The organism is Gelidibacter maritimus (genome assembly GCF_014062315.1).
Lineage (GTDB): Bacteria > Bacteroidota > Bacteroidia > Flavobacteriales > Flavobacteriaceae > Gelidibacter > Gelidibacter maritimus.
In genome coordinates this window covers 252,901-271,603 of sequence record NZ_JACGLT010000006.1, presented here as the reverse complement: position 1 = coordinate 271,603, position 18,703 = coordinate 252,901, and the positions used below count along the sequence as shown (strand labels likewise).

Here is an 18,703-nt window from a genome sequence, read left to right as displayed (position 1 = left end):
GGCAGAACCATTTTGATCCGTTGCAAAAACGGGATCGAGATCGAAATCCCAGTATAGATGTTCGCACTTGGTACTTCGCACCGGTTCCAACTCTACAGCCTCCCCACCGATATGCGAAAAAGCTTCGATAGCCTGAGTGGACTTGTCATCAACGATCTGGACCAGAGCCCCGATGACGGTACGGTATATATCTTTATCAACAAGGTCCGCAACAAGGCAAAGTTGTTGCACTGGCAATCGGGAGGGTTTATGCTGTACTACAAAAGGCTGGAATCCGGTACTTTTGAACTTCCCGATTACGATGGATCAGTCGGCAGTCTACGGCTGGATTACGCTCAATTGGTCCTGCTCATCGATGGGATCTCCATTACCAATATAACCAGGAGAAAACGTTACAAAAAAACGTGATATTAGGTTGTTTTTTAACAGGGCAATTTTTATCTTAGCCCTGCTATGACCTATCAAGAGCTGCTTGTCGAGAACCGGGACCTTCAAAAAAAGGAGAAGGCCTCCACGGCCAGAATAGTTTCCTTGGAACATCAACTGGCACAGCTCTACAAACTCATAAGTGGATTCAAATCCGAGAGTTTCATATCCCAAGCTGTGGTCGACCAGTTATCGCTCTTTTCAGGGGATGATTCCCCAGAAACCGTAGAAGAGACCCCGCAAGAGACCATTACCTATTCCAGGGACAAGAAAAAACACAATGGGCGCAATGCACTGCCCGAACATCTGCCGGTCAGGGAAATCACCATCGAGCCCGAAGAGGATACCACGGGACTGAAGAAGATCGGGGAAGAGGTCACCGAAACCTTGGAATACACTCCCGCAAGCCTTATCAAAAGAAGGACGATCCGGCCCAAGTATGCCAAAGCGGATGGAGAGGGCGTACTGATCGCGGCACTTCCTACCCGTCCCATCGACAAATCGATAGCCGAGGCCTGTTTACTGGCACACATCCTGGTGGGCAAATATATCGATCACCTTCCGTTCTACCGGCAGATCCAAATGTTCAAACGGGACTTTGGATGGGAACCCGCACAGAGCACCATGAGCGACTGGATGGCCAGTTGTTGCCAGCTGCTGGAACCGCTCTACAATACACTGAAACAAAAAATACTGGCCTCCGATTATATCCAGGCCGATGAGAGTCCGATCAAGGTGTTGGATTCCGATAAAAAAGGCAGTACACATCAGGGATATCAATGGGTCTATCACGATCCCGTTCAAAAATTGGTGCTTTTCAATTACCGAAAAGGCCGTGGACAGCACGGCCCCAAAGAATTGCTTGCGGGCTATAGTGGGTATCTGCAATGCGATGGCTATACCGTGTACGATAAAATAGGTACCGACCCCAAGATCGCACTTGCCGGATGTCTGGTACATGCCAGGCGCAAGTTCCACGACGCGCTGGACAGTGATAAAAAACAAGCGGAAAAAGCATTGGCCATCTTTAGGGATATCTATTTGGAAGAACGTAAGATCAAAGAGGAGGCCCAAGATGATCTTGAAGCCCGAAAAAGACAACGAGACATAAGGATCAAGCCGCTATTGGTACAGATCAAAACGTGGATCGAAGGGCAACAATTCAGAGTGCTGCCGCAAAGTCCCATCGGCAAGGCGATGACCTACTTCATCAATCAATACCCAAAACTGGAGGCCATATTTGAGGATGGACGCATCGAACTTGACAATAACCTGATCGAAAATGCCATCCGCCCCATGGCCATAGGCAGAAAGAACTTCCTTTTCTGTGGATCACATAAAGCGGCACAAAATGCCGCCATGCTCTATTCTTTCTTCGGTAGCTGCAAGATGCAGGGCGTCAATCCCCGGGAATGGCTAAAGGAGACCCTCGGGCGGATCCCAGATCATAGCATACAAAAACTCGAAGAACTCCTGCCCGGATACCAAAAACAGAACAGCATATGACCAAAGAACAGGTAAAGGAAAAGGAAAAACAATTATTGGAAATAACGGGGGCCTTCTGTGCGCAGAAACTCAATGATGAATACTTCGTACTCTGTGAAAAACTCATCAAAAAGATGGGTAGAAAAAGAGACGTCCCGTTCACAAGGGGAAAATTAGAGATATGGGCGGCAGCTGTGGTCCATGCCATAGGGTCGATAAATTTTTTGTTCGACAGATCCTTCGAGCCGTATATAAGTTCCAAAGAGATGAACGAATACTTCGGGACCAAGGGGGCTACGGTCTCGAGCAAGGCCCGGATCATAAAGGATATGTTCGATCTATGGTATTATAGCCCTGAATTTTCTACCGGTGCCATGCAGGAGAACAGCCCTTTTAACAACATGGTAATGGTCGATGGACTGATATTGCCCTTGGACAACCTTCCAGAACATATACAACAAATAGTGCTTCAAGCAAGGGCAGAAGGCAAGGATATTGAATTCACTACGAAATATGAAGACCAATAGCTAATGTAGTTGCTCGGACGGATACATTAATAAAGCGGAACGATTAATAAAGGAGTATTAACTTTAGTACTTAAAACACGCAACTATTCTTGCATCAAACATTAACCACCAGCTAAAAAACCAAGCCAATCATGGCAATTAGAGCGTTAAAAAAGGAATTAAACCAAATGGACAAAACTGAAATCATTAAATTGATTTTGGAGATGTATAAAAAAATTCCTGATGCTAAAGATTACTTAGATATATTCACAACAGGCGATATTCAAGAGCTGGCAGAAAAATATAAAAAAGACATTGAAAAATATGTTTATCCATCTGGGAGGGAAATGAATTTACGTGAAACTGAGGCACGAAAAATAATTCGCACAGTTCGCAAAATGAATATTACAGAATTAAATATTGAATTGGAATTACATTATGTAAGTTGTTGCTTGGAAATTATTGAAGATTTTGGATATTGGGATGAAAAGTATTATATGGCAATGGAAACAATGTTCTACAGTGCGGTCAACGGCATAAATAAAATGGGAATTGAAGAAAAGTATCTCGAACGCATAAAGACACTATCTGATAAGGCAAGCGATTTCGGAATAGAACTTCAATATTAGAACGATAAAAGCCAGTGGCCATCAAAATATAAACAATGGCTTGTTTCCGCCTGCTTATAAATTCCTAAAGATCCCCCCGTTAGCGCGAGCGTCCCGCTCATGCTCACAAATACTATCGGCCACTATAATTCATTGGCTAATATTATAATACGTAGTTCTACGTATAGGAAAGTTGATGGAAAGTTGGTAGATTGGAGGTTGATAATATTTGTGCACCTGTATTTGCTCCTATGGCCCCGCTGAGGGGTGATAAGGATGAGGGGTGGTGCTTATAAATACAAATTGCCCACAATACGAAAAAAAATTCGTGAAACAAATGAACATAGAGAAAGCATATAATATTTGGGCTGACCAATATGACACGAATTCAAACAAAACGAGAGATTTAGATACAAAATCGACAATCGAAACTTTGAATAAATTTGACTTTTCAAAAGTTATTGAATTAGGTTGCGGAACTGGAAAAAACACAACTTTTTTACTAAAGAAAGCGGATGAAATTATAGGATTGGACTTCTCACAAGAAATGCTGAACAAGGCAAAAGACAAAATTAAAGACGAGCGAGTTGAATTTAGGAGAGCGGACTTAACTGCTGAATGGAATATTGAAAATAATTATGCGGATTTAATAACTTGTAGTTTAGTTCTTGAACATATTGAAAAGCTGAATTTTGTATTTAATCAAGCGAATAAAAAATTAAAAAACGGAGGACTTTTTTTCATTAGCGAGCTTCACCCATTCAAACAATATTCAGGAAGTAAAGCCAAATTTGAGACGGAAAACGGAACACAGGAATTAGAAACTTATGTTCATCACTTCTCTGAATATTTAGAAGTTGCAAATGAAAACGGATTTGAATTGCTGGAACTAAAAGAATGGTTTGATGAAGAAAATAAAAGTGGAATACCAAGATTGATTGGAATAACATTACGAAAAAGTACTGTGGGCAACAAAGTATAATTAATGGCTAGTTCGGGCTTGCTTACGAAAATCCTCGCGGATTTTCTATTCGGTTTTTATTTGCTAAATTAAGTGCTTAAACACGCCACTAATCATACACAAACACGTTGGGTGTAATTTAAAAGAAACTATGAGTAAACAATTTATAAAGCTTAACGAAAAACTAAAACCTTACTATTCATTGATAACAATGATAATTTTTTTTTCAGGTTTATTTATTTCAGCATACAAATTTATAATTTCACCTTCAGATTTGAGAGTAACAATTCAAACCGAGCAAGTTTCTTACCCAAATTCACTTGGTAATTACTATGAGAAATTAGATAATTATATAATACATTCAGATACTCTAATTGGTGAATCTAGAATTATTTATAATTTTTTATTACGAACAACAGATCATAAAAAAATAACATTAAAAAATACTAGTAGTAAAACTTTAAGAGATGTAAAATTTAAACAATTAAATACCGAAGCATTAACTGCTTGGAGTATAAGTAGCGATTTTTTGACAAGTGATGAAGAACAAAATCTAAAAAAAAATATCGATGTTGATGAAATCAGACAAATATTATACTTCACTAAACCTATTGACATAGCACCAAATTCACAGATTAATATAGAAATTTGGGGGAATTTCAAAAATGAAATTCTCAATAATAACCTTATTATAAATCATTCAAATGGTGATGGACATATTGAAGAATCTTATTCTGTAAGTGGACTCAAGGGATACTTTGTAAATTACTCTTTTGAATTTCTAGCATTGCTGATTTTGATTTTTATTGCTGTTTATCATATTGGAATAAAATACTCGAAAAAGCAATGATTTTTAAAAGAGTATTTAGCAATATTTTAGATTTTCTTATTTTCTTTCTAGTATATTTTATTTCATTTAAGATATCAGGTTTAGAATATAATATTGCACATTCTTACTTCTTCTATTTCTCATCATTTTGTATAGTTTTTTTACTACCTATAGCCACTATTAATAATTCTATCGGAAAAGAAATTGTTAATCTTCATTGGAGAAAATCAACTAATCTTAAATTAAAATTAGGTTTAAAATATTTTTTGTATTATTTGATAGTCGCACCAACATTTTCAATCCCAATAGCACTTATATCTTTCCCTTATTTAAGCAATCAATTTAAAGGTCCAGATTTAGTAATATCTTTCAAATTACTATTTGTTTTTTTTACTACCGACATAATAATATTCATTTTTAGTTTTGGTAAATTTCATTTACTAGATTATATTTTGAATCTTACAATTAAAAAAAATAAATTCATTCATTCCCAATTTGCCAGTTTAAGTATCATCTACCTTTTTTTTGGGCTTTTCTTCATTACTAACATATTTCAATACAAAAACAATATATCGTATAAATCAGTTGAATATTCGGCTTTTAATTTAATTCATAAAGAACAATACTCTAGAGACTTATTTTTCGGTAATGACGTATTTGTAACTAAAGAAAATTCTACTAATTCATTTACGCCAACCAAACCTCTATCTTTTTTATTCAGTAATTCCGTAAAGCAAAAATCACTTTATTTAAACCTACCTGAACAAATATTTAATTCAGAATATGAAAGAGAAAAAGTGTGTATTGATTTAATCAATAAATCAAATCTAAATGATTATTTCTCAAAATATGACACGGAACAAACTAGAATAATATTAACCCATTTGAAAATGGGGAAATATCTAGAAAGCTATAAATATTATTACATATATTACTTTGAAAATAATCTACCCGAATGGGGAATTTATGGAGGTATAAAAGCAGATTCTATCACAGCAAAAAAATATGTGAAATTTATAGATAGTTATAATAGAGATAGAATAAAAAAAATAGAAAATTCACAAAATTTAAGTTGGGATGAGATAATTAAAAAGTGTGAGAATGATTCTGAATTTGAGGATAATATTAGAAATTCCCTAACAAGTAACATCAATTTTAGCACAGGTTACGAAAACCTAACTATAAGAATAGATTCATCTATATTGATACTTGATAAAATTAAGTTTTCGGACACAAAACTAAACGGATTTGCAAGTTTTAACTTTCCCATTAAAGCACCTGAACATAGCATTAATACAATCAATTTTGGAAACTATGAAATTATCGAAAATGATGATAACGTCGATTTTTTAAAACATTTGAGAAAAGAAATCACTTTAGATGGAATATAAAAACTACACCCCACTTAAGACGTGTATAATTAATGTCTTGGTTCTCGCTTACTTACGAAAATCCTCACGGACATTCTATCTGCCTGCCGGCAGGCAGCTCTGTGATTTATGTGCTAACTTTAGTGCTTAAACCAAGCAACGAAATCATACAAGAAACATGTTAGCAACAAGCTAAAAACCGAAATGAAAACGATAAAAAGCAAAATAATAGGAGAATTAAAACAAAACGAGGAATTTGAGGATTGGTGGGAAAGTGAACTCATTGAAATTCCTTTTTTTGATAATAAAAAAATGAAAATCACTTTTATGGATTTTATTCCTGAAAGTGATCCTGAATTTATTCAAGAAGCAGATAAAGCTTTAAAAACATTTTTAAAAAAATCTGAATCTGATAGATTATCAATATCAAATCTCGCTTATGACAATTGTATGGCGTTTCTAAACGCAGTTGAATTTGATGAAGCCGACCAGCCACTTTGGGATATAAAAGACAAAAACCAAATTTGGAAATTTATTTATCCTCAAGATATTTATGTAACAAGAAGTCACGACAAATTTGAAAATATCTATCTGGTTTTAGCTTGTGAATGTGAATGGGAACAAGAACACGGACTCGAACTATTGTTTAAAAAAGGAGAAAAACTGACAGGAATAAGTGAACAAGATGGATATATAGCGGAAACCGACGCTTAGAAAAATCTATTATTGAAAATAACGAGTTTAACCAATTGAACTTAAACGAAAACGAAATTAAAACAAAAACGAAATGGTGGAAATTTTGGAAAGTATGCCAGATTGCCAACACCGCATAATTTATTGCTAGTTCTAGCCTAATTACGAAAATCCTTTCGGACTTTCTACCGGCCTGCCGGCAGGCGGGTCAGTGATTTATTTGCTAACTTTAGTCCTAAAACACCCCCGTTGCCGCGAGCGTCACGCTGATGCTCACAAATATTATCCACCACTATAATTTATAGACTATTTTTAAAATACGTAGTTTTATGTATAGGAAAGTTGGTAGATTGGAGGTTGATAATTAGCGTACATCTGAACTTGCTCCTATTTGCCTGCTGAGGGGTGATAAGGATGAGAGATGGTGCTTATGAATACAGGTTACCCACAAGCTAAAAAATCAAAACTAAATGACAAACAAAACCATTGATATAAATGAATCCACAATAAAAAAATATGTAGAATCGTTACGACCAGAAAATCTTGAAATACGAAAACAAGTCGATATTGGATATTCATATGACGGAAAAGTTGTAATTCTATTTGAAATTCGACCTGATTGGAACGATCAAAAAAAGAAACAACAATTTGATTTCGCGAAAATCCGACATTACAAATCAAGAAAAGAATGGAATTTATATTGGAGGAGAGCAAGTGGGAAATGGGAGATTTACGAACCGTTTCCCGAATCTACTCATTTAGAAAAAATAATAGAAATTATAAAAGAAGATAAACACAGCTGCTTTTTTGGATAATCTTAAACAAAATATCGTTAAGAACATCGCACAAGAAATAGATTGTGGATTTGACTGCTATTACAATTCAAAAACAAAAGAAATTATAGCAATCCCAAACTTTTCGCAATTTTCTGACGAGGAAGACTTTAAAGAAGCTTTTCGAGACAATTTAGAAAAAATAAAAAAGCATGAATCAGATTTTATAAAATTTGAGGCTTTGGAAAGTTTTGAGTCATTTAAAATTATCGAACGATTTGTTGAGCAGGTTACTGATAAAAAGCTTAAAACTGAATTAGAAAATGTTTTGACTAACAAGAAGCCGTTTCAGAATTTTAAGCATAGAATTGACCATTCAGATTTTAGACAAAATTGGTTTGATTTTAAACGAAATGAATTAGAGAAAATAGTAGAAAATCAATTAAACAACGGAAAAACCAGTGGGTAACACCATGTATAATTAATGGCTAGTTCGAGCTTGCTTACGAAAATCCTTGCGGATTTTCTACCTGCCTGCCGGCAGGCAGGCCTGGTTTTTATTTGCTAAATTAGTTACTGAAGCACGCCACTATCCCGCTGCCGCGAGCGTCCCGCACGTGCTCACAAATACTATCCACCACTATAATTTATAGGTTAGTTTTAAAATACGTAGTTTTATGTATAGGAAAGTTGGTAGATTGGAGGTTGATAATTAGCGTACATCTGAACTTGCTCCTATTTGCCCGTTGAGAGGTGATGAGTATGAAGGGTAGTGCTTATATATACGTATTCCACAATTTGAGAAAAATCGTAAATCAATGAAAATAAGTCTATTAATTGGAATTCTGTTTTGCTCAACTTTACTTGCGTGCGAAAACGAAAATGATGACCGGTTTATGTTCTTCCTTCATAATCGATTTTTGGAAGAACACGAACTGTATGAACTGCATCCTGAATACGGGCGAACTGAATACAACGAAATTATTACCGAATTTGAAAAAAGTGATTTAAATGTTATTAGCGAAAAGAGAAACGAAAATGTTAACGCAAGAGATTACGCAATCGGAATTGTAAATCAAATTGACAGTTTAATAAACACTGGAGTTAAACCTCAACAAATAACTGTAGTTGGAACTTCAAAAGGTGGATATATCGCGCAATACGTTTCGACTTTGTCAAATAATCGAAATTTGAATTTTGTTTTTATTGCAAGTTTTAGGAATACAGACATTCAAAATATACCTGAAATCAATTATTGCGGAAATATTTTAACGATTTACGAAAAGTCTGATCCATTTGGAGTTTCTTCATTGGAACGAAAAAAAGCCTCAAATTGCGAAATAAAACATTTTAAAGAAATCGAGCTGAATACTGGGTTGCGACACGGATTTTTATTCAGACCTTTAAAGGAATGGATTGAACCGACAATAAAATGGGCGAATGGAAATTACAATGTGGAATAAAAAACTGTGGACAATAAGCCGTGTATAATTCATTTCTTGTTATAGCTTACTTACGAAAGTCCTCGCAGACTTTCTACCTGCCTGCCGGCAGGCAGGTAGATAGTAAAATTTAAAAATCCGGCTTGTACTTATCTGAAAATGACTTTCTAATTTGTACGCTACGAGCCATATACAAGAGCACCATCAAAAAAAAAAAAAATGATTGAAAGGCTACAAAATAGCGCGTTAGACGTTGCAATTCAGATACATTCTGTTTTTCAATTATCGTATGCAGTTGAAGCTAAGTTGTTAAATGCCACCGATTTTCCTCCTCTTAAAAGATCCATTGAAAGTTATTTAAATGGTGACACTATGTTCTTTGGATATTTTGAAAATAACGAATTAGCAGGAGTTATTGAGATTGAAACTAACGATAAACGTACAGATATCAATAGTTTGGTAGTCAATCCGAAATATTTTAGACGTGGTATAGCAAAAAAATTAATTGCCTTTGTTTTCAATACATTTGATTCAAATCTATTTGTTGTTGAAACTGGACTTGTGAATAATCCAGCAATAAAACTATATAAGAAACTTGGCTTTATAGAAGTAAAACAATGGAATACCGATCACGGAATTAGAAAAATAGAATTTGAAAAGAAAAGAAATAACTAAACCGTATATAATTAACGGCTGGTTCTGGTCTATTCACGAATCTCGATAGCCATTGGGACGCGTATTTTCTACCCGCCTGCCGGCAGGTCTGGTTATTATTAACTAAATTAGGTGCTTAAACACGCCTTTGCCCAAAACCACCTTAGACCTTATTTAAAACCAACCCATTAAATGATAGGAATTTTAGTAGCAATTGTCGTTTCGTGGTTGCTTTTATATCTGATTGAAAAAAATAATATTTTAGCATTAGGATTTCTTCCCATTGGTAAAAGATTAAAGCAATTCTTAATCGGGTTTTTAGTTACTGGCCTACTTTGCGTTCTTGATCAATTTTTAGAATCATATCTAAAATCGTCAACTTGGATCTTGAATAAAGAGATGACGAGCGGTATTATAATAAAATCATTTTGGTGGGATTTTAAATCTGTATTGACGGAAGAATTGATGTTTCGCGGCGCTTTACTATATATACTCATCCAAAAAATTGGCGCAAAAAAAAGTATATTGATTTCTGCAATTGTGTTCGGAATTTATCATTGGTTCTCATACGGTGTTTTAGGCAATGTAATGGCCATGATTTTAGTTTTTATCGGAACTGGACTAATGGGCTACGCTTTGGCTTGGGCTTTTTCAAAAACAAAATCCATTATGTTACCTTTAGGACTTCATTTGGGTTGGAATTTTATCTATAATACAATCTTCTCAAACGGACCATTGGGGGCATTACTACTAATTCAAAAAGGCGGAAATGAACTCACTGATTGGGCATCATTACTCAACTTTATTAGTGGATTGATTATTGTTCCTGTTTTAGTCCTGATTTATATTCGATATTTTGTAAAAGAAGAAACGGAAAAGACAACAGGGGAATAAAACTATGCCTAATAACTCAGACCGACATCAGTTGGAAAACATAGGCATTAAGTCTTGTGTGGTGCAAGTAACTGTCTGAGCGTTTGACCTAAACTTCACCCAAAAAATTTTAAAAATGAATACAGAATTCAGAACCGAAATAGTTAAGACTAAAAAATACAGAAAGGTGTTTAGCATCTTTATCGTTCTACTTTATGTACTGGCAACAGTCTATCTCTTTTTAATTGACAAAGAGCGCGTAAACATATATTTAAAATACGCAGCATTTTTAGCATACTTAATTGGAGCTTTTTATTTGTTTGGTCAGTCTTTTATAAAACCAAAAACTATCGGGATTTTTAAAATTTCCAATGGTGTAATCCATATTCAAAAGGATGGTTTGACAAAAAACATAACTTTAAATCAATTAGAAAAAATCTACTTGAAATACACCGATTACGGAAGCTGGTCCACTCATTCTATATTTGGAAATAAGAACTATATTGAGATCACTGAAACATCCGGAGAAAAGTACAATTTCGAAATTCTTATAAGAAATAGGACATCAAAAAACGATTTAGAGCGCATTTTAAATGGTGTTGAGTTTCAAGAAAAATTTGCTTTAAGACAACTAAAGAACTCACGAACAGAATTCATAAAAACCTAAGCCGCAAACAACCAAACAAATACCATCTGCTATTTGCCAACAAATTGAACAGTCATGAAAAAAGAAGTTTTAATCATTTTAGGCAGTCCGAATTCACCATCTGGAAAACTAAGCGATATTTCGCTGAGCAGATTGAATTATTGTGTTAATCATTATCAGAAAGGAAACCTCATACTTTGTACAGGCGGATGGGGCGCACATTTTAACACTTCAGAACATGCGCATGCCGCATTGGCAAAACGGTATTTGCTTGAAAACAATATTCCAGAAGACGTTTTCTTAGATTTTGCCTTGTCAGGAAATACGGTTGAAGATGCTGTTAAAGCCAAAGAAATCCTATCAAAATTAGAAAACATTAGGCTGACCATAATTACTTCCGATTACCATGTTAAAAGAGTAAAACTGATTTTTAATGAAATCTTGGAGAATTATACCATGGATTTTATTGGTGTAAAAAGTAATTTGGACACCGATGTTTATGAGGTATTAGAGCAGCATGAAAAAAGCGCCATAGACGCTATTGTTAAAAACGGGCTTTATTACTAGTTTGGTTAATTGGACAGGTTGCCCATCTCTTTTTATTATCTAAATTAGACACTCAAATCCACAATCATTTTATGCACGCACATTCTCCAAACGTCGGTGGCTTCTCTTTTAAAAGAGTGCTTTTAGGACTAATCTTAAGCGTAATTTTTATCCATTTCAATTTTGGACAAGAGTTACAGGACGGACAAAAAAGATGGAGTTCAGACAATAAACTCACTTTAGACGATTTCAAGATTAAAGTGAGTGATACCAATAACGAGGTTGCCTATAGCCAGTTCATGATGACTCACGCCATTAGTGGATTAGACTTTATGAAGAAGAATATGAATCAAAAAGTGGAAAATATCTTTTTAGGGAATGCTTCTTATATAGACACAACAAGAGTTGAGGATCTCCAAAAACAAATCGACTTTCAACAGATGCAATTTGATCTCGCCGAAATTCAGGCACGTAACTTTCGAAAAAGTGCCTTAAAAGATAAAGGCCAGCTCACAAAAGGTTTCGATATTGTCAATAAAATCAATAATGAGATCATGGCAGAACTTACGGCAATGAGAATGACCTTGATTAGAGAAACAGATTCAGGAAGGAATGAAGAAAAATTAGCGGAATGGAAAGAACTTATTGCGACCAAGCTAAAAGAGTTGGATGAATTCAGATTTGAGAATAAAGAAAAAATCAAACTACAGAAATAAAGACCAATGAAAATCACATTTAACGAAAACGAAAAATCGATTGAAATCCAGGATGGATTAAAAACACAGTTTATATTACTAAAAATCTCATTGGTTTTTGTGCTTGCCAATTCCGTTCTTTTTCCAGTATTTATTTTGGATAAAAAGCAATTTGAATGGATGGGCTTTATTTGGATACTTCTAGGACTTTTTATAATCGTCTTGATAGCCTATCAGCTATTAAAAAAAAACAGCATCTGAAAAACTGAAATTATCAGACATAAGTTCGCTAAACGAAACACAGTTTTTTGGCAGAAAGATGTTGCGTTTAAAACTTAAAAACGGTAAAACGAGAGATTTAATGGACGTTAAAAGCCAAAAAGATATCTCAGAAATTAAAGAGTTTTTTAGCACGATCGGAATCCAAACACATTGAATATCAAACAAACAGATACATTCTCAAAATTCTTGTAACTATTAACCATTCAAAACAAATCCTCTTGTTTTCCAACCCTAAAAGGGATCAAGATGATTTCTACCATTTCATCCTTTAGGGAGGGGAAAAAATGGTAGAAATTAGCTTAATTAGATATTGGCTGAATAGTTACATACGCTTGACATTATAATAGTTTGGTAGTTTTATTTTATTGAAACCTCATCAATAAAAACCCAAGCATCACCTTTCCGAGTATGCCACTCTGGTAATTGGCCTCTATTTTTCGCAGTGATTTTGATAAAAGATAGGTTTTGCTCTTCAAAATCAGCTTCTATTCTTTTAATTATGGGGTCTCTGTCCTTTACAGTTTCCAAGGCTTGGTTGTAAACCGTTTGATAGTCTTTGCCATCTTTTGAAATAGCAATAGTGACTTCGGTTGGCAACATCACCGAGGTTGAAGCCAAGTGCTGGAAAAAATTCAATCCAATATAGGACAAGTTGGTTGGTGCGCCAATGTCAATGATCACCTCAAAATCCTTTTGTGGAAGTCCCTGCCAATTGGAATCGTCGCCACGTGGCGTTGCATATCTATTATCGAATAACGCTTGATCACCACCGCCGCTATAACTGACATCATAAGGATTGGTATAGATCACCTTGGTATTTTCTGTAAAACTTGTAGAAAATAGCCTTTTTAACGGAAATCCAATTGGTGCCCCATTTCTAAATGTTTGTGCATGTAAATCAATGGGATCGGAATAACGGATGGGTTTTGAGTATATTTCCGAGGTCATTGCAGGTGTCGAACCATCCAAAGTATACCGGATATCATAGATGCCCAGCTCATTAGTTAATTCAAGTACATAGTCATTGTTCGTTTTATCATAAGTGACCTCATAATTGGGAGAAACTGCACTCCAGGCAAAATTATAATCCAAGGCGGTTAATCTATCAAAATGAATATCCATTCTCTTAATAAATTCCTCTTCGTTTTTATGCTCTGGACTGGTCCAAAGTGCTTCAGAAAGCGCCGATAATCTTGGTAACATCATATATTCAATATGACTCAATGATTTAACTTGTTCGGTCCAAAGATTGGCTTGCCCACCAAGGATGTGGTGTCTTTTATCTGCTGCGATATCGTCGGGAATCGGATTAAAATTATACACCGCAAGTAAACTGTTATACCCACCCCAGGAGGGTGGTTCAAACTCACTTGTTCCTTGATTGTAGTCAAAATATAGCGGCGATGCGGGAGACATGACCACATCATGCCCAGCGTTGGCTGCCTCAATGCCGCCTTCAAAACCCCGCCAGGACATAACGGCGGCTCTTTCTGGTAAGCCACCTTCCAATATCTCATCCCAGCCAATCAGTTTTCTATTTTTAGAATGTACAAACTCCTCCATACGCTTTACAAAATAGCTCTGCAATTCTTCGCCATTTTGAAGATTCTCGTCACGCATTCGTTTTTGACATCTCCTACAATTCAACCAGGCCTCCTTCCCTACTTCATCGCCTCCAATATGGAGGTATTCGTAAGGGAACAACTCAACCACTTCGTCAATAATATTCTGTAAAAACTCAAAAGAGCCGTCATTCCCTGCACAGTAAACGCCTGTGTTTTCGGCATCTTCGCAAATAAATTCAGGATAACATTGTAAGGCTGCTTCCGAATGTCCTGGCATTTCAATTTCCGGAATCACATCAATAAAACGCTCGGCGGCATAGGCCACAATTTCTTTGATATCATCTTTGGTATAATAACCACCATAAACTTCGCCTTCACTATCCTTATAAGTGGTCTCAAAGTCTTCCCAAGGTTTTTTATAGGCTTTTACTTTCCTCCAAGCTCCTTTTTTGGTCAACTCTGGATATTGATCAATTTGAATTCGCCAACCAATCCCATCTACCAAATGCCAATGGAGCTTGTTCATTTTATGCATGGCCAAGATATCAATCACTTTTTTAACCGAATCTTTTTCCAAAAAATGACGCGACACATCCAACATCATCCCGCGCCAGCCAAACTCTGGACTGTCTTTAATGCTGACAAAACCAAGGACGGGCTTTTTTATAATCGTTTTTGGGGTCAGTAACTGCTTCAAAGTTTCTACCCCATAAAATACGCCTTGATAGGCGTTGGCAGTGATTGAAACACCGGTTTTGGAAACCTCCAATTGATAAGCTTCTTTATCAGTTTCTATATGATTTACTATTATTCTAATGGCATTCGATTGAGATTCAGCCGAAATCTTTAGGTTGAGATCAAAATTCTCATCCAAAAACGACTTCAATTCTGCTGCAATCCAGTTGCTTTCCTTGGAATCCTCCACTACAATAGTGGTGTTTTCTGTAATAGGAAATGTCCCTTCTTGATAGTTTATAAAATTAGGTTGTGGAATGATACCGTTTTTTTTAACGGTCTCTTTATTACAAGAAAACGCCATAATTAAAATACAGATATATACTGGCTTGAAAAATCTCATCGTTTTAAAATTGAAAATAGAGTGGTTATCTTAAGTGGGTCAAGGTAATTAAATTTCGCAACAGATCTGTCGTTTAACGATTTTTCAATCCTGCGAATTCATTGTTGCAAGAATATTCTAACGCTTATTTTATTAAGTAGTTTCCAATAAGTTTCGTATCTTAAGCAGTCCAATAATAACATTCAATTATGAAAAACGTATTTCTTTTATCAGCGCTTATTTGTTTCTCATCGGCAATAGGTCAAACCAAGATACCAACCGTAGAAAGTCAGATTAAAACTGCGCTTTACGCCTGTCCTGAAATGTATAAGGAGGGTGCGAAAGTTTTGGGCTACAACCAAGACGGCAAACTTATTACCATTCGCGAAGGTAATAATGGAATGGTCTGTCTCGCTGACGACCCCAACAAGGAGCGCATTAGTGTGTCTTGCTACAGTGATAAATTGGAAGCCTATATGGCCAGAGGTCGCGAATTTATTGCTGAAGGAAAAACAGAAGTAGAAAAACGGGAACTCCGTAAAAAAGAAATCGATTCAGAAGCTCTGTTGATGCCAAAAGAACCCGCTGCGGTTTATGTGGTGAATGCCAGGCAAGAAGATCACGATTTTGAAACTGGTGAATTGAAAAATAGTAGAATTCGGTATGTGTTATATAGGCCTTATATGACGGCAGAAGAAACTGGTTTGCCTACCCAACCGGGATTGCCAGGTATGCCATGGCTGATGGATGCCAATACGCACCGTTCGCATATTATGATTACGCCTCCGGCGGAAAATAAAAGCAATTAATTGCTGATAAAACTCATATAGAATAATGGCAAAATTTGACGTGTGCAATTATGAGAATTTGTAATAGCCACATTTTAAATAGGCGCCTTCCTTAAAAGTAATGGGATGATCACTGTCGTGATAGGTTTGATCTTGCATTACAAATTGACGACCAGAAGCTTTAAGGGCAGTTTCATTGATTTCGAAAAAATCTTCGGCCACTACGCGTGATGAACATGACGCCAATACCAAAATTCCTTTAGTGGCTACCAACTTCGCACCTAATCGTGCCAATTGAGCGTACTTATGTTTTGCCGTTGAGACTTCTTTTTGGCTCTTTGCAAACGATGGCGGATCAATAACCACCACACCATAGGTCCTTCCCTCTTCAATTAATTGTTCAAGAATTAAAAATGCATCGCCAGCCAAGGTCAGATGATTGTCCACGTAGCCGTTTAAAGCTGCATTTGAAGTTGCCAATTCCAAAGCTTGTTTGCTAATATCAACACTGGTCACTTCTTTGGCGCCACCCGCTAATGCATGAACTGAAAATCCGCCAGCATAAGAAAACACATCTAGAACGGTCTTATTTTTGGATAGGACGCCAACCCTTCTTCGGTTTTCGCGATGGTCTAAAAAATAGCCTGTTTTATGGCCTTTAATAACATTGGCCGTGAACAAAACACCGTGTTCTACAAATTCTACTTCTTCGTTTTCCAAGGTTCCGTATAAAACCATGCCGTCCTGTAAGCCAAAATGATCATGTGTTTGAAGATTGCGGCTCAATCGTAGCACCACAGTTTCACATCCTGAGACCTCAATTAACACTTCTAAAATGTCTTTTAAATAAGGAAACCAAATGGCAGAATACAATTTTACAACCATCACATTGGCGTAAACATCTGCAATAAATCCTGGAAATCCGTCATTCTCACCAAACAACAGACGGTAACTATTGGTGTTTGTCGCCAGCAATGACTTTCTTAAAGCGAAGGCTTCGTCTATCTTTTCCGAGAAAAATGTCTTATCAATAGTTTTGCCGCTATAATAATGCAACATTTTAATTTGGATGGGCGACTCAGGATCATACAGACCGACACCATATACATCATTGGATTTCTGTCGGAACAAAATGGCAATATCTCCTGCCTTTCCAGGTTTGTTGATCTTCCCAATATTTTTAGAAAACACCCAAGGGTGTGCAGTTTGCATGACCAGCTTTTCAGCCGCAGGAATTAATTTGACAGCTAAGCGTTGTACTTGGGTATTCGGAAGATCGAAGTGAAACATATAAAAGGTAAAAACATACAAATTTAACCTTTTAAGCAGGATTTTAACCAACTCCAAAGGCAATAATTAAATGTGCAATTGACAGCTTATCTTTACTTACTCCGTTAGAACGGCAAGCTAATAGATTCCGGATCAACGAAATCCTTGGTATATGGATTTTCAAGAAAGCTCAGTCGCGGTCTTTGAGGGGGAAGAATATGATCTTTTTCAATACCGTAAACCTGCCAGTAATTGGAGAGCAACTGGGCATAGACATCCTCGTCCCAATGTCCGAAATGCGGTGGCTTGCCCGCTTTATCAACTTCTATGGTAATCCTATCATCAAGATTCTCTATCTTATATTCTGGTGCATACTGCATGATATAATCTGTATAATGAAATCTTGCGTACAACTCTTCAAACTGGACGGGATGAAGTACGTGGCCTTCAATTTTATCAAGGACTTCCTTTTGATTCTCACCTATTACGCCATTATCCTGTAGGCAAGCAATAAAACCAAATCCATTTACTCCAAAAGAGAACATTAAATTGATGGCGTCATCGCGATAGCTAAAAATATCGGCAGAATACTTGAGTGGAAATACGACAATGGTCCATGGTTTTTTTCCAACAAACGATATCGGCTCGATAATAGACTGCAGCATGAGATGAAATTCGCTAAAACGCTTTCTGAGAACTGGCGACAATTGAAACTCCTCACCTTTCCTTAAAAGTACATCCCTCTCATAGACCATTTCATAATATAAGAGACCATAGACCATTCTACCAGTCCATTGAAAAAGTAATTCTTCATCGAGTGCCGCCATGCCTTCATATCCTTTTTTATAGGCCTCTTGGATTTTCAAATCTAAGTCGTCAAAAGCTTTTTTCACCTCAGGTGAACACGGCAATTTAAGATCTTCATAATGGTAAGACTTAGCTTTATCCATCATCTCCACGCGTTCATCACCAAATTTAAAATGGGCCATCAACCATTCAGGGAAAACGGTCATTTCTTCATTGGTCAAGACTCCGGAGAGAAAGCAAAAATGTTCGTCGAAAATCAAATCCTGAAACGGATTAAAAAGCAATTGGGACATAAATAGTCGGAAAATTAAGGTTTTTTAAGTCTTGCAAAGTTAGCCATAAACTATCGTATCCATTATATGATTTCATCGAAAATTGCATCAGGATGACCATCAAAGTGCAAAATTAAAAAACTATGTCCATGAGAA

Annotated in this window: 22 protein-coding genes; 18 read left to right on the top strand and 4 right to left on the bottom strand. The window is 36.2% G+C overall.

All coding sequences use genetic code 11. The features are described from left to right. A partial coding sequence (locus H3Z82_RS19645) for a hypothetical protein (protein ID WP_235982424.1) occupies window positions 1-237 on the bottom strand: 237 nt, incomplete at its 3' end. Between H3Z82_RS19645 and tnpB the strand changes: the two genes are divergently transcribed. The 17 genes from tnpB (at window position 133) to H3Z82_RS09995 (ending at window position 12,768) form a co-directional block, all read left to right on the top strand. After that, window positions 133-408 carry an IS66 family insertion sequence element accessory protein TnpB gene (gene tnpB, locus H3Z82_RS19815; RefSeq protein ID WP_394368104.1) on the top strand — a complete coding sequence of 92 codons (276 nt, stop codon included), beginning with the start codon at window positions 133-135 and terminating at the stop codon, window positions 406-408. The two genes, H3Z82_RS19645 and tnpB, sit on opposite strands and share 105 nt — an antisense overlap. Window positions 409-453: 45 nt before the next feature. Further along, the gene (gene tnpC, locus H3Z82_RS10070; protein ID WP_182205184.1) at window positions 454-1,932 is read left to right on the top strand and encodes an IS66 family transposase; all 1,479 of its coding nucleotides are present in this window, start codon (window positions 454-456) and stop codon (window positions 1,930-1,932) included. Continuing rightward, a complete protein-coding gene (locus H3Z82_RS10065) occupies window positions 1,929-2,438 on the top strand; it encodes a DUF6398 domain-containing protein (protein WP_182205374.1) in 510 nt (169 codons plus the stop codon). The genes tnpC and H3Z82_RS10065 overlap by 4 nt, the downstream gene beginning before the upstream one ends. 131 nt (window positions 2,439-2,569) lie before the next feature. Continuing rightward, window positions 2,570-3,046 (top strand): DUF6155 family protein, encoded by a 477-nt coding sequence (locus H3Z82_RS10060; protein WP_182205373.1) that lies wholly within the window; start codon window positions 2,570-2,572, stop codon window positions 3,044-3,046. A gap of 316 nt (window positions 3,047-3,362) precedes the next feature. Then, window positions 3,363-4,007: a class I SAM-dependent DNA methyltransferase gene (locus H3Z82_RS10055; protein WP_182205372.1), complete on the top strand. Its 645-nt coding sequence runs from the start codon at window positions 3,363-3,365 to the stop codon at window positions 4,005-4,007. A 130-nt stretch (window positions 4,008-4,137) separates the two neighbouring features. Beyond that, the gene (locus tag H3Z82_RS10050) at window positions 4,138-4,836 is read left to right on the top strand and encodes a hypothetical protein (protein ID WP_182205371.1); all 699 of its coding nucleotides are present in this window, start codon (window positions 4,138-4,140) and stop codon (window positions 4,834-4,836) included. Continuing rightward, window positions 4,833-6,206, top strand: a complete 1,374-nt coding sequence (locus tag H3Z82_RS10045) for a hypothetical protein (protein ID WP_182205370.1) — start codon at window positions 4,833-4,835, stop codon at window positions 6,204-6,206. Before H3Z82_RS10050 ends, H3Z82_RS10045 begins: the two co-directional genes overlap by 4 nt. Before the next feature lie 183 nt (window positions 6,207-6,389). Beyond that, a complete protein-coding gene (locus H3Z82_RS10040) occupies window positions 6,390-6,899 on the top strand; it encodes a DUF6985 domain-containing protein (RefSeq protein ID WP_182205369.1) in 510 nt (169 codons plus the stop codon). A gap of 449 nt (window positions 6,900-7,348) precedes the next feature. Next, the gene (locus H3Z82_RS10035) at window positions 7,349-7,693 is read left to right on the top strand and encodes a DUF3024 domain-containing protein (RefSeq protein ID WP_182205368.1); all 345 of its coding nucleotides are present in this window, start codon (window positions 7,349-7,351) and stop codon (window positions 7,691-7,693) included. Further along, on the top strand, window positions 7,686-8,120 hold the full coding sequence (locus H3Z82_RS10030; RefSeq protein WP_182205367.1) for a UPF0158 family protein: 435 nt from the start codon (window positions 7,686-7,688) through the stop codon (window positions 8,118-8,120). Before H3Z82_RS10035 ends, H3Z82_RS10030 begins: the two co-directional genes overlap by 8 nt. Window positions 8,121-8,469: 349 nt before the next feature. After that, window positions 8,470-9,114: an alpha/beta hydrolase gene (locus tag H3Z82_RS10025; protein ID WP_182205366.1), complete on the top strand. Its 645-nt coding sequence runs from the start codon at window positions 8,470-8,472 to the stop codon at window positions 9,112-9,114. A gap of 198 nt (window positions 9,115-9,312) precedes the next feature. Then, window positions 9,313-9,768 (top strand): GNAT family N-acetyltransferase, encoded by a 456-nt coding sequence (locus H3Z82_RS10020; protein ID WP_182205365.1) that lies wholly within the window; start codon window positions 9,313-9,315, stop codon window positions 9,766-9,768. Window positions 9,769-9,939: 171 nt separating this feature from the next. Next, window positions 9,940-10,641, top strand: a complete 702-nt coding sequence (locus H3Z82_RS10015) for a CPBP family intramembrane glutamic endopeptidase (protein WP_182205364.1) — start codon at window positions 9,940-9,942, stop codon at window positions 10,639-10,641. 115 nt (window positions 10,642-10,756) lie between these two features. Continuing rightward, complete coding sequence (locus tag H3Z82_RS10010) at window positions 10,757-11,287, top strand: hypothetical protein (protein WP_182205363.1); 531 nt, start codon at window positions 10,757-10,759, stop codon at window positions 11,285-11,287. A gap of 54 nt (window positions 11,288-11,341) precedes the next feature. Next, on the top strand, window positions 11,342-11,833 hold the full coding sequence (locus tag H3Z82_RS10005; RefSeq protein WP_182205362.1) for a YdcF family protein: 492 nt from the start codon (window positions 11,342-11,344) through the stop codon (window positions 11,831-11,833). A 71-nt stretch (window positions 11,834-11,904) separates the two neighbouring features. Further along, on the top strand, window positions 11,905-12,528 hold the full coding sequence (locus tag H3Z82_RS10000; protein ID WP_182205361.1) for a hypothetical protein: 624 nt from the start codon (window positions 11,905-11,907) through the stop codon (window positions 12,526-12,528). Window positions 12,529-12,534: 6 nt separating this feature from the next. After that, entirely contained in the window at window positions 12,535-12,768 is a 234-nt protein-coding gene (locus H3Z82_RS09995) for a hypothetical protein (RefSeq protein ID WP_182205360.1), read from the top strand. A gap of 378 nt (window positions 12,769-13,146) precedes the next feature. Here H3Z82_RS09995 and H3Z82_RS09990 read toward each other — a convergent pair whose 3' ends face one another. Beyond that, window positions 13,147-15,432, bottom strand: a complete 2,286-nt coding sequence (locus H3Z82_RS09990) for a beta-N-acetylhexosaminidase (protein WP_182205359.1) — start codon at window positions 15,430-15,432, stop codon at window positions 13,147-13,149. Window positions 15,433-15,620: 188 nt separating this feature from the next. Here H3Z82_RS09990 and H3Z82_RS09985 point away from each other — a divergent pair, with 188 nt between their 5' ends. Next, window positions 15,621-16,220, top strand: coding sequence for a hypothetical protein (locus tag H3Z82_RS09985; RefSeq protein ID WP_182205358.1), 600 nt, complete (start codon window positions 15,621-15,623; stop codon window positions 16,218-16,220). Window positions 16,221-16,268: 48 nt separating this feature from the next. On the opposite strand, the gene H3Z82_RS09980 is transcribed toward H3Z82_RS09985, so the two are convergent. Beyond that, window positions 16,269-17,489 carry a class I SAM-dependent rRNA methyltransferase gene (locus H3Z82_RS09980; RefSeq protein WP_182205357.1) on the bottom strand — a complete coding sequence of 407 codons (1,221 nt, stop codon included), beginning with the start codon at window positions 17,487-17,489 and terminating at the stop codon, window positions 16,269-16,271. Window positions 17,490-17,593: 104 nt separating this feature from the next. After that, window positions 17,594-18,568: a hypothetical protein gene (locus H3Z82_RS09975; RefSeq protein WP_182205356.1), complete on the bottom strand. Its 975-nt coding sequence runs from the start codon at window positions 18,566-18,568 to the stop codon at window positions 17,594-17,596. Between the last annotated feature and the right edge of the window lie 135 nt (window positions 18,569-18,703).